Source organism: Marinomonas gallaica (assembly GCF_049821165.1).
In the GTDB taxonomy this organism is placed as follows: Bacteria; Pseudomonadota; Gammaproteobacteria; order Pseudomonadales; family Marinomonadaceae; genus Marinomonas; species Marinomonas gallaica.
Genome location: NZ_CP187511.1, coordinates 2,491,296 through 2,503,113, shown reverse-complemented (window position 1 = coordinate 2,503,113; position 11,818 = coordinate 2,491,296). Strand labels below are relative to the sequence as shown.

Here is an 11,818-nt window from a genome sequence, read left to right as displayed (position 1 = left end):
CTTTAGGCAGCTTTGAGCATGATCAGCAAACCTTTGGACACAAAAGACTGAACAATGATGCATTGTTTACACACTCAGTCCAGATTTTCACACACAAAATCGCTGTCAGGAGACGGCTCGTATGACACATAGCATCTCGTACCAGCGTCAGAGTTCGTTCGCAGCAAGCGGATTGATGTCGACCCTAACCCTCTAAACGGGATAAACCGTTCTTAGAACTCTGCAAACTATTTGTAAGATTCGCACCAAACTATTGGTAATCACTATTATTTAGTTTAGATTCTGCATCGCAATAAGGAATGCACAACACCACGGATGACGATACTGATGAAACTATTAACACACTTGACCACCACGGCCTTTATTTTTACGGCAACAAACTCCTTCGCGCATTCCCTCAATGACTGGACGCTAGAGACTGAAGGCCCGTCCTTTGAAGTGTACTCCAAAGAATCTCAAGACAAACGATACGAAATATTAGCTCGCGCAGATGTTCAGACATCACTTGGTGCATTCTTAGCTCTAATGCAAGATGCCGAACGCGCGCCAGATTGGGTGGCTAATTGCAAGAAGATCATGGTACAGACAAGCTCATCAGGGCTCGATGCCATCGTACATAGCTACTATGATGCGCCTTGGCCTGTCAAAGATCGCGATATGGTTACTAAAACTCACATTCATCTTGATGACGACCAGCAAGGTTACACCGTAAGCGTCTCGGATCTTGGCCAAGACATACCTAAGAGCGTTGGTTATATTCGAATACAGAATATAGAAGGTGCTTGGGACGTGCGTCAGCTAGAGGGTGGCTTTGTCAGAGTTACCTACCAAGGCTCGGGTAACCCCGCGGGTAACCTGCCTCAATGGGTTACAAACGATCTATTAGTACAATCAACCAGCGAAACATTTGAACAGATGACTCAACTGCTTCGCGAAGATCAATACCGCAACGCCTCCACACTCGCCTTATTACAGCACCCCTAAACATGACTCGTACGACCCGATTGCATCGGGGACTCAGCAGCCTAAATCGCCATCGGGAGGTGGCTCGTACGACTCAGTTTTTAGCAGAATTTTAATCGCCTTTCATATGCTCACTATTGATCACATGATAAATCGGATACAAGACGTCGGCACCGAGAATTTTAGAGCGCTCTGGTGACCACCCCACCACATCATCGGGTAGATTTTGATTGTCTTTGAATGGCATTTCCAATGTTAGCGATAAACAACGATAGGTATTACCAACCCACTTTGAAGCAACCGTTAAGGTCTCTTCTCCATAACGTACTTTCTCGTAGCCAATTTCACTTTGGAAATCAGGACTTACTGCCGTAAAAATATCGTCAAAGATGGCTTCCATGTCAGCCATACGCTGATCAAAATTAGGCACACCTTCACAACCGTCGACAAAATTCACCGGCAATGTTTCATCACCATGAATGTCTAAAAACAAATCAACACCCGTTTCAGACATCTTCTTTTGTACGGCTAAGACTTCAGGGCTTCGGTCTTCTGTTGCACGTTTCCATTCTCGGTTAAGATTGACACCTTTACTGTTTACCCGCAGGTTGCCATGCGCAGCACCATCTGGATTCATATTTGGCACGACATAGAAACGACATTGATCCAACAATGCACGAGCCATCGGGTGTGACTCATCAAACAGACGCTCTAACAAACCTTCAATAAACCATTCAGCCATCGTTTCACCGGGATGCTGGCGGGCAATAATCCAGATGTTCTTAGCTAACCCCTGTGTCTTACTTATCTCTAACATAGTGATATCACGACCTTCGGCCGTTTCACCAATATGATGTGTAATACAGTCTTCGTAACTTGCCGCCCAAGCCACCATATCTAAATGTCGCTCATAACTATATGGCGCAAAGTAGGCGTAATAAACACTGTCTTGCTCAGGCGTATGAGTAATTTCTAACACACCATTAATGTACTCAGTTGGCACACGAAACCAGTTCTCGCGATCATACGATGCAACCGCTTGATACCCCTCCCAACCTCCAGCAAAAGCAGCATCAGCGGCATTCTCAAAACGAATGACACATTGCTCACCCATGCCGCCTTGAAGGCGAAAATAGAACCACTGGTAGAAATCAGAGTGTGTATCTTTGGGGATATTTACTCTAATATTGTCCGGCTCCGTGGCGTCGATTACATCAATATTACCGCCATCAAAGAAACTGCTGATTTTGAGTCGGCTAGTCATTCATTCTTCCTTAACGCTAGGCTGTTAAATTACATTATGGCAAGTTTACCGATATTCATAAGCGCTGTCGCTAACTCAACAGACGAACCGCACTTTCCAATACTAATTACTTGGTCGACACACGATGGGCAAGTGAAAGAAGTATTGGTTACACCCGATGACGAATGGCTTCATAGTCACGCCATTGAACCTAATATACAAAATTTAGATGAACAACAACTCTACGAATTCGGCTACGAAGCTCAAGATATTTTGACCGAATGGGCAACCGAACTCGATACAGACACAATGTATGCTGTCGATGCTGAAACCGTTGAAATCTTAATCGAGACCTTATATGACACAAAAGGACTAGAACCTTCCTTTGAAATTAACTCAATTGAGCAATGGTTTAGCGAACGTGACGTCAATATTCATCAAGCACGTGAAGAGCAAGGCGAACATACGCCGCTACAATTACTGAGCCCTGATGAACAAATTATGAGCCTACTGCAAATTGCCGCCAACCATGATCTACTTGATTTGAGCGCATTAGAAACTGACGATTCGTAAAACAGCGCTTAAAATAACGAACATAAACGGGGTGCTATAGCGCCCCGTCGCGTATGTCTCTAGAGTGAAGTCAGTTTTAATTATTCTAGGAATCGTAATGAAAGACATTCTTCCAGACCTATGTGACCTTTACCCTAACCACATTCAAATTGCCGAGCCTATTTTTCAGGATTATGGTGGTCGCGACCATTTCCACGGTGAAGCGGTAACCGTTTATTGTTTTGAAGATAACAGCCGTGTCCGTGAACTTGTGCAAACATCAGGCAAGGGCAAAGTTCTTGTCGTCGATGGTGGCGGAAGTAAGCGTCGCGCCTTGCTTGGAGACATGCTCGCCGAAAAAGCGGCGAGTAATGGTTGGGAAGGTGTTGTAATTCATGGGGCTATTCGCGATGTTGTTGCACAGTCCAAAGTCCCGTTAGGTCTTAAAGCCATTTGCGCCAACCCGATGCCGACCGAGAAAAAAGGCCTTGGAGAAGTAGGCAAAACACTTTCATTCGCGGGTATTACGATTTCCAATGGCGACCACATCTACTGTGATCGCAATGGTATTGTGGTTGCTAAACAACCTCTAGCACTTCCCTAATTGAACTCAAAACACTGTGTAACGGTCGCAATACTTTTTGCGTCGACAAACAACAAAAAAAGGGAAGCATAGGCTTCCCCTTTAACCATCACACTAGGTGAAAAGCTCTGCTGAACAGCAGACTACCCTAAAGATAGTCCAATAGGTAGGGTTTCGCCAACCAACTTAGACAGCTCGAAATCACTAAACTCAGAGGAAGACGCCTCTAGCCGCTGTAGCCATTGAGCTGGGCATTTATCCTTTCTAAGTTTGTCAGACACTTTTTTACGCAAAGCGCTCAGCTCTTGCGACGACGCTTCATCTGCCGTCAGCTGAACCATCAGCACAGCCGCCAATCCAGCTTGCTTACGCTTTTTCCAGTCTTCTTTTAATGCTTCTTGGGTAAGCTTGATTGCCACTTTTTCATCAAGTCGATTCTGCTCATCATGGATCAACAGACGTCGTGAAGCCAAACGACCTACCGACCACCAAGCCGTATCTGGCTCCGATGACTTTTTAAGACGCTTAGACAGCCAATCAATACTTTCAAGCTTACGCTCGGTCGGTAATTTCTCTAGGGCGCCAACCATCCGAATCATGTCATCACTTGATTTTGTTGCTAACGCTTTTTGCTTATCTCGTGATCGCTGACCTGAGGGCGAATAGTATTGCGCAAACTGTTTATAAAGGCTCTCTTGGGTTGCAACAGACAATCCGCCCGCAATACGTCGATAAAGCGTCCAGTGCTGCCCCCAAACAGGAGCTTGATCATGCTTAGGGCCTTGTTTAGTCGCATTAAATGTCTGTTCAACACGTGCCTCGTCCCCCATTGCGCCATAACCTGGACGCAAACAAAACCCGATAAGTTGCAACCACTGGCGCTCATGCTGAGGCGACTTTGTACGACCACCTTTAACCGCCAACAATTTATCCACCAAGCGGCGAGAAGTCGCTAAGCTCCACTCATCACGGTCACCTAACAAGCGATCAAGGTCTTGTTTAAGCGCTTTAACCAAGTCTGGATACTCTTTTTGGCCAGCGGCAGAAAAACACTTCACTAAGTGCTCTTCCGCTTGCCCCATGCTCTGGTGCAGTTGACCTTCTTGATTATTTTCAGATTGCTCTTGTGCGGCCTTAGCAACGCCAAAATGCAACGTCCATTGATCGTTCAACTTTGCCGAGCGCAACGATACCTCAAGCACACCGACTTCAGTCATGGTCGCGGCAAGATTTACTTCGACTGACAACGAATCACTCGAACCGTCAAGCTCAGTCACCAAATTAGAAACAAAGTGCAAACCTGCTTCATCCGATTTTAGCTCACCTACGTCACAACTTAGGTGGTCATCACAGCGATAAAGCGGAAACTGAACCTGTTCCCCCATCTTTACGCTAAATGTTTGATCAAGCTCTATCAACTCTTCTTTCGATGTGCCTTTTGGGAGCAAACCTAAAAATTGCCCATCCGCAAGCTTTAGCAACAAACTGTGCGGCACCCCACTTTCAATGCGCTCTGATTCACCAGCCAGTGCTCGCAAATACTGAGCCGCACCTTTTGCGACCGCATCATTCGGCTCAGAAGCATCGCATATCACTAGCGGCTGCTCTGACCAATTGTTCAATTGTCTCAATACGCGCTGCTTTAACAACGGGCTGTTAAACAAACCGCCATTAAACAACACCACGTCAGGCATTGAAGAACCTGTCGCGTTGCGAATCTCATTTTCATGGGCACGCAAAAAAGCCGCTAAGTGTCGTGTAAAAGCGGCATCATTCTCATAAGGCAAACCTAATGTATGTACGGCATAGTCACTTTTTAGAACCTCTGCAGTGATGGTCTCCATCGGCAAGAAACCTGATTCCACTTGCTCCACTAGCTGAGCGCGCTCAACCATGAATTTCTGAGAACCACCAATCAGTCGACTACCGCCACCCAATACCGTTAAAGTGACCGATTCAGGCGCATCCTCGCTGAGCAGAGACTCTTTGGCTTTACGGGTTTGTTGCACCAATGCCGCTAAACGAGACGCTGACAATGCTGAAATTTGACGAGGATCGAGTTGATAAGCCAACGCTTGATCTAAGTTATCCCCTCCTAACAGCAAATGATTGCCTACCGCAACACGCTTAAGCGTGGTTTTCCCACGACTCGTTTGACCGATACGTACCAAACTAAAATCCGTCGTCCCTCCACCGATATCAACGACAAGCAGCATCTTTCCTCGCGCCAAGACATCTAAGTTGTCCTGATTGCGAATAAAGTGATAACACGCTGCTTGCGGCTCTTCTAACAGATATAAATCACCGTAATTGGCATTTCTAGCAGCTTCTAACGTTAATGCACGAGCGTCCTCATCGAATGACGCTGGCAAGGTCAATGCAACATCTTGATGCTCTAATAAACTTTTCGGAAAAGCGTGATTCCACGCTTTACGGATATGCTCCAGCAACAAAGTGCTTGCTTGCAAAGGACTAATCTGACGAGCAGATTCTGTCCCCCATGGCAAAATCGCTTGACGGCGATCCACTTGTCGGTGACTCAACCAACTTTTAGCACTCTGAATCAACTGTCCAGAGCGTCGTTGACCAAGCTCTAAAGCGCCATGACCCACAATCAAATCAGTGGCTTGGCCCCGCCAAGGCAAAACAGGCTCGATCTTGCCCACTTCGTCTTTGGCGAGTAAGTAAATAGCGCTAGGAAGCCGCGTAGAAGGACGAACTGTACCATCCGCCATAAATTGCGGTATGTCCAAAAGTTTGGGCTCTGTCTCGCCCGCCGCAAGGTAGGAAACCACACAGTTCGTGGTTCCCAAATCAATACCAATACGATATCGAGCGTTTGACATTAAGACTCCCTAACTTGGAATTCGATGGTCCATACCAAATCTGATTTCACATCATGAGCTTGCAGTAATAACAGCCCAAGCTCTGTCACACGAGAAGATAAACAGACACGCACCATATCACCTTCTTGGTAATGACCCGCATCCAACGCAATCGATAACGGACTCAATTCACGCAACGCAGGCACAGAGAACGAAGGCGTCACTTTGCCTAATGTATCGACTTCTGCATTTTGCGATTGGAAGAAGCGAAAGATCACCGACTCACCCACGACTAATGAGAACTCATTAGGCAGCATTTGCTCATCAGAGCCTTCTTCAAGACCAAAAGGTGCAATACATAATGCGTCAACAGGAGGTGCCATGCCTGGAATAGCAGGCATTGGGCTAGCAACGCCAATGTAATAATTGGCCGCTAAACCACTTTTAACTTTAACGCCGCCTTCTTGTTGCACTTTCTCATAGAAAGCAGCACCTTTGGCCACAGCATAGTCAAGGTGTGCAGGCGTGAGCATAGTCAGCTCAGTATGCTCACCTAACATTTCCTGTAAACGCTGCTCCAGCAAATCGCGAATAGGTTTAGCATTAAACACACCACCGTTCAGCAGTATCTTATTAGGAACCACTTCAACCGTTGCTAAAAACTCTGAAATATGACGCGTAATTGCAGGATCGGCTTCGTAATCTAGGTTAATCGCTGCGAAACCTGAGCGCTGACCAGGTTGAGCGCGCTCACCTAAAGTGACCGCAGGAAAAAAGCCCTCAAGCAATTGCTGCTGTACGTCCGCTTGCGTCAGGGTCGCTTTGATACTGTTATTAAACAAACTGCGGCCACGACTCGGAACAACAACGGAGGCTTCAGCAATCTCTTGATTACCGAGCAAGCGTTCCTTGGCTTCACGACAGGCTTGCGTCAAACCAGAGATCTGCCACGGTTCTAATTGAGTGCCTTGCTGCGCTAATTGCCCTGCCAAGTGGTAAGTTAGCGTCATGTCCATGTTGTCACCACCCAACAGGATGTGGCGACCCACGGCAACACGCTCAAGACCTAAACTGCCGTCTTGGTCAACCGCTTGAATCAAAGATAAGTCGGTTGTGCCCCCACCTACGTCCACAACTAAAATGTGATCATCAACGTTTAACGAGTCAGTCCATTTTGGCTGATCCGCTAACCAGGCATAAAACGCGGCCAAAGGCTCTTCGATTAAACGCGCACGCAAGCCTGCATTTTGAGCGGCATTTTCCGTAATAGTTCGAGCCGCAGGATCAAACGATGCAGGCACGGTAATAACCACATCTTGATCTGCCATCGACGCATTCGGGAATGCGTGATTCCAAGCATTTACAAGGTGTTCTATATACCATTGAGTAACTTGCGCTGGAGAGACTTTGTCAACTTCTTCGAGTGCATCCACCGGTAAAACGTGCTCATCCGCGTTCACGCGCGTGTGGCACAACCAGCTTTTCGCACTTTGCGCCATACGTCCCTGAGACTTAGCACCCAATTCACGAGCTAGTGCTCCGATCACCACATCGACATTGCCCCATGGTAACTGTCGATCACTCTCTAAAAATTCTGTTGCATGTGGAAAATAAGCAAAAGATGGCAACAGAGCCAACTCTTCAACACGACCAGCCGCCGTGAGCTGAGGAATATTAAGTTGCTTTAACGTTGTATCATCACCCTGTTCAGCATAGAAAATCGCAGAGTGTGTTGTTCCTAAATCGATACCAATAAAATATTGTGACACTTAAACCTCCACTTCCGCAGGCGCCAAAATGTGTAGGCTCTCGGTATTGGTAACTTTGGGTAAATTGGTTGCAGTGACTTGCCAGCCCGGGTGAATCAATGTTCCTGCGTAAGGGCCATCACCTTGCACTCGTCCTTCTAGCTTGATCGACTTTGGATCATAGTCCGCAGCCACTTCCACTCGACTGTTTTCTGGCGAACCATTAACAACATCGACAGTGAAATATTGACTAACCACTTTTGCGCAACCGGCATGAATTTGACGTGCAGCCGCACCGACGTCTTCATCGCTGTAGCCATCCACACTTTCTTTCACAAAATCGATGAAACGCGCTTCTTGTTGCAACAACTGTAGGAGTTGCAACGCACCGTCTTCATTTACGCTATCAAGTTTAGGCGCCTGCACTTCTACTTCTTTGATGACTTCAACTGTTTTAGTCACCACCTGTGGTTCAACTTCTGAAGCAAACTTATGACCATCACTTACGGCTGAGCATCGTGCAGCGTATTGACCATTACCCATGTACTTAAAAAATTGGCCGAACGCGCCAAAAAAGCGCGTTACAAAGCCTATTGATTTAATTTCATCTGCCATTTTGTTTATCCGTTTTGCATTTCTTCTAACTCGACCCAGCGCTCCATCGCATTTTCGAGTGCTTGTTCTGTTTCGGTCAGCTTAGCAAGCGTCGCTTGAACCTTTTCAGGGTCGCCAGCATAAAAATCTGCAGACGCAGTTGTGTCAGTCAACGTTTCAAGCTGCTGCTCTAATTGCGCAATCTGTTCAGGCATTCCGTCTAATTCACGCTGTAATTTATAACTAAGCTTATTCTTTGGTTTAGCTGGCTCAGGCGCTTTTTTAGGAGTTTCAACTTTCTTCTCAACTTTCACCGGTTTCTCTACTTCAGCACTGGACTCATCAGGGAACTTGCCTCCTTGACGAATCCAATCTTCGTAGCCACCGACGTATTCTTGCACCACACCATCCCCTTCGAAGGCGATCGTACTGGTAACAACGTTATCCAAAAAGGCACGATCATGGCTCACTAACAGCAATGTGCCGTCGTAGCTCATGAGCAATTCTTCTAAAAGCTCAAGCGTTTCAACATCCAAATCGTTGGTCGGCTCATCCATTACCAACAAGTTCGCAGGACGTGTAAACAGCTTGGCTAATAAGACACGATTTCGTTCTCCACCAGACAAGGCCTTAACAGGTGTTCGAGCGCGCTCAGGTGGGAATAAGAAATCTTGAAGGTAACCAATGATGTGTCGATTTTGACCATTGATTTCAATCGTGTCTTTGCCTTCACCGACATTGTCCGCAACTGTTTTCTCTGGGTCTAATTGATCACGAAGTTGATCAAAGTACGCAATATCAAGCTTAGTGCCTTGACGCACCGAACCGGAATCCGGCGATAGCTGACCTAATAAGATTTTTAAGAAGGTACTTTTACCGCAACCATTAGGGCCAATCAGACCAATACGGTCGCCACGGTTCACGATCAGATCCATCGGACGCAAAATAACTTTATCAGCAAAAGAGTGCGCTACCTGAGTAAACTCGGCCACCAATTTACCGGATTTGTCTTTGCTTTCCAGCGCCATTTTAGCCGCACCTTGGCGATTGATACGCTCTTTACGCTCTTCGCGTAAAGCTTTCAAAGCTCGTACGCGCCCTTCATTACGGGTACGACGTGCTTTGATCCCTTGGCGAATCCATGTTTCTTCTTCCGCTAATCGCTTATCAAATAACGCATTCGCACGCTCTTCTTCTTCCAATAGCTTTTCTTTGAAATCCAAAAAGCCGGAAAGCGTGCCAGAAAATGACAACATATTACCGCGGTCTAATTCGATGATGCGGTTAGCCAAATTCTCTAGGAAGCGACGGTCATGGGTAATAAATAAGATCAAACCCCGAAACTGCTTCAGTTGTCCTTCCATCCACTCGATAGTTGGCACATCCAAATGGTTAGTTGGCTCATCCAGCAGCAATACATCCGGATTAGAGAGCAATGCTTGAGCAAGGATAACTCGGCGACGCCAGCCACCCGACAACTCAGACATCAATTTGTCAGCGGGTAACGCTAAGCGCTGGATCATGTGGTTTACACGTTGATCAAGATCCCAACCTTGACGTTTATCCAGTTCGTTTTGAATGTGCGCCATTTCGTCATGGTGCGCATCATCGTAATTCTCCAGCAGTTCGTTGTAACGTTGCATTAGAGCATGCAAATCGCCACCGCCTTCGCTGACAATTTCACGAACCGTTTTATTGTTTGCCGCAGGCAATTCTTGAGGAAGCTGAGCGACACGCATGCCGCCTTCAACGCGAATCACACCTTCATCCGGGATCACTTCACCGGCAATGATTTTTAAAAATGTGGATTTACCAGCGCCATTGCGACCAATAATGGCCACGCGCTCTCCAGCTTCCGCCGAAAAGCTGACTTTATTCAGTAACGGATTGTGGCCAAAAGCCACACTTACTTGGTCGAGTGTTAATAAACTCATAGAATTCCGTAAATACAGGGTCAATTTAGTGGCATCATGTTATCACTGTTCGCCTTGGAGTTTTAACAAAAGCCGCGTTTTTACGTTGATTTTTAATCAATTTCCTAAAATCAAGATGACTAATTTAAACCGCAATATAGGTTCCTTTGACGCCATCTATATTTTTTAGTCATAAAAGTCTGTCAGAATCCCATATAAGCCGCTTATAATTTGCACAATAATAATAGCCATAGCTTATTTGATGGAGTTCAGCATGACGAGCAAACTAAAACAGGGGCCTATTTTAGCGTTAGGTATTGCTGCAATAGCTATTATATGGATGTTTGCAGGGGGTCATGGCATCACACATGCTCAATCAAGCCAAGATAAAGAACCTCAAAAAGTTGAAAAGAGCCCGATCAATGAGTCTAAAAAGTCTGTTACTTCAACCTTATTTAAAGTACAGACAAAAATAAGCCATGCTCAAATGGTACAGGACACATTGCAATTGAGTGGTCAAACAGAAGCAAATCAAACTCTCTCAATTACCGCACAAAGCGCCGGTCGCGTTACCTCAGTAAATGCCAGACAAGGCGACATTATTCAATCAGGCACTACCCTAGTGACCATAGATGACCGAGCTCTTCGTTCTAAAATTCAATATGCTAAGGCATTGATCAAACAAAATACATTAGAGCTTGAAGGTATACGACGCCTGACCTCACAAAAGCTCTCTTCAGACGTCAGCGCTGCTTCTGCTGAAGCAAAGCTAGCGGACGCAAAAGCGAATTTAACCGCACTTCAGGTGGATCTTGAGAATCGTCACATTACAGCGCCATTCTCCGGCTCTATTAATGAAATGTCGATTCAAACAGATCAATGGTTAAATGCAGGCGAGCACGTGGCAGACATCATCGATTTATCACCCTTAAAGGTCACCGCGAACGTACCGCAAATCCATTTAACAGATATCGGGCTAGATCGTGCCGTGACCATTGAAATTAATAGTGATCAACGTGTGCTAGGCAACATTAGCTTTATCAGCAAACTGGCCGATACACGCACACGAACTATCCCCATAGAAGTTGAAATCCCTAATTCTGATGGCCGTATCTCAGCAGGTCTTAGCGCGACCCTACTCATACCATTGTCCGAAACCTTAGCCCATAAACTTTCCCCTGCCTTACTGAGCATAAACAAAGACGGCCAAATGTCCGTTAAAACGGTTTCAGAAAACAACCTTGTTGAATCTCATGAGGTGATTGTGGTTCGCTCCGATCGGGATCATGTTTATGTAAAAGGCCTGCCTAACACCGTGACGCTTATTACGACTGGACAAGGGTTTGTCAGCGCAGGTGATACAGTCGCAACACAACCTGTAGAGGGTAATAAGTAGT

9 protein-coding genes are annotated in these 11,818 nt (G+C 46.1%); 4 read left to right on the top strand and 5 right to left on the bottom strand.

Annotated elements, in window-relative coordinates:
• The first annotated feature begins 327 nt into the window (after positions 1–327).
• Positions 328–984 (top strand): START domain-containing protein, encoded by a 657-nt coding sequence (locus tag ACPUEK_RS11715; protein WP_425640861.1) that lies wholly within the window; start codon positions 328–330, stop codon positions 982–984.
• Positions 985–1,075: 91 nt separating this feature from the next.
• On the opposite strand, the gene ACPUEK_RS11710 is transcribed toward ACPUEK_RS11715, so the two are convergent.
• The gene (locus ACPUEK_RS11710; protein ID WP_067038259.1) at positions 1,076–2,227 is read right to left on the bottom strand and encodes a M14 family metallopeptidase; all 1,152 of its coding nucleotides are present in this window, start codon (positions 2,225–2,227) and stop codon (positions 1,076–1,078) included.
• Positions 2,228–2,263: 36 nt separating this feature from the next.
• Here ACPUEK_RS11710 and ACPUEK_RS11705 point away from each other — a divergent pair, with 36 nt between their 5' ends.
• A complete protein-coding gene (locus ACPUEK_RS11705) occupies positions 2,264–2,779 on the top strand; it encodes a hypothetical protein (protein WP_067038260.1) in 516 nt (171 codons plus the stop codon).
• A gap of 97 nt (positions 2,780–2,876) precedes the next feature.
• Positions 2,877–3,362, top strand: coding sequence for a putative 4-hydroxy-4-methyl-2-oxoglutarate aldolase (locus ACPUEK_RS11700; RefSeq protein WP_425640860.1), 486 nt, complete (start codon positions 2,877–2,879; stop codon positions 3,360–3,362).
• Between the two features lie 122 nt (positions 3,363–3,484).
• Here the strand turns inward: ACPUEK_RS11700 and ACPUEK_RS11695 are convergent, their stop codons facing one another.
• Genes ACPUEK_RS11695 through ACPUEK_RS11680 form a run of 4 tightly spaced genes read right to left on the bottom strand, consistent with a single transcriptional unit; the run spans position 3,485 to position 10,442 of the window.
• Positions 3,485–6,187 carry an Hsp70 family protein gene (locus tag ACPUEK_RS11695; RefSeq protein ID WP_425640859.1) on the bottom strand — a complete coding sequence of 901 codons (2,703 nt, stop codon included), beginning with the start codon at positions 6,185–6,187 and terminating at the stop codon, positions 3,485–3,487.
• Positions 6,187–7,935: an Hsp70 family protein gene (locus ACPUEK_RS11690; protein WP_425640858.1), complete on the bottom strand. Its 1,749-nt coding sequence runs from the start codon at positions 7,933–7,935 to the stop codon at positions 6,187–6,189. The genes ACPUEK_RS11695 and ACPUEK_RS11690 overlap by 1 nt, the downstream gene beginning before the upstream one ends.
• A complete protein-coding gene (locus ACPUEK_RS11685) occupies positions 7,936–8,529 on the bottom strand; it encodes a DUF2760 domain-containing protein (RefSeq protein WP_425640857.1) in 594 nt (197 codons plus the stop codon).
• Positions 8,530–8,534: 5 nt separating this feature from the next.
• Positions 8,535–10,442: an ATP-binding cassette domain-containing protein gene (locus tag ACPUEK_RS11680; RefSeq protein ID WP_425640856.1), complete on the bottom strand. Its 1,908-nt coding sequence runs from the start codon at positions 10,440–10,442 to the stop codon at positions 8,535–8,537.
• 253 nt (positions 10,443–10,695) lie between these two features.
• On the opposite strand from ACPUEK_RS11680, the gene ACPUEK_RS11675 reads away from it, so the two are divergent.
• A complete protein-coding gene (locus tag ACPUEK_RS11675; RefSeq protein WP_425640855.1) occupies positions 10,696–11,817 on the top strand; it encodes an efflux RND transporter periplasmic adaptor subunit in 1,122 nt (373 codons plus the stop codon).
• Position 11,818: the final 1 nt, after the last annotated feature.

Coding starts and splice junctions, on each gene's coding strand:
- ACPUEK_RS11715 (WP_425640861.1), top strand. CDS start 328: ATGAAACTATTAACACACTTGACCACCACGGCCTTTATTTTTACGGCA.
- ACPUEK_RS11710 (WP_067038259.1), bottom strand. CDS start 2,227: ATGACTAGCCGACTCAAAATCAGCAGTTTCTTTGATGGCGGTAATATT.
- ACPUEK_RS11705 (WP_067038260.1), top strand. CDS start 2,264: ATGGCAAGTTTACCGATATTCATAAGCGCTGTCGCTAACTCAACAGAC.
- ACPUEK_RS11700 (WP_425640860.1), top strand. CDS start 2,877: ATGAAAGACATTCTTCCAGACCTATGTGACCTTTACCCTAACCACATT.
- ACPUEK_RS11695 (WP_425640859.1), bottom strand. CDS start 6,187: ATGTCAAACGCTCGATATCGTATTGGTATTGATTTGGGAACCACGAAC.
- ACPUEK_RS11685 (WP_425640857.1), bottom strand. CDS start 8,529: ATGGCAGATGAAATTAAATCAATAGGCTTTGTAACGCGCTTTTTTGGC.
- ACPUEK_RS11680 (WP_425640856.1), bottom strand. CDS start 10,442: ATGAGTTTATTAACACTCGACCAAGTAAGTGTGGCTTTTGGCCACAAT.
- ACPUEK_RS11675 (WP_425640855.1), top strand. CDS start 10,696: ATGACGAGCAAACTAAAACAGGGGCCTATTTTAGCGTTAGGTATTGCT.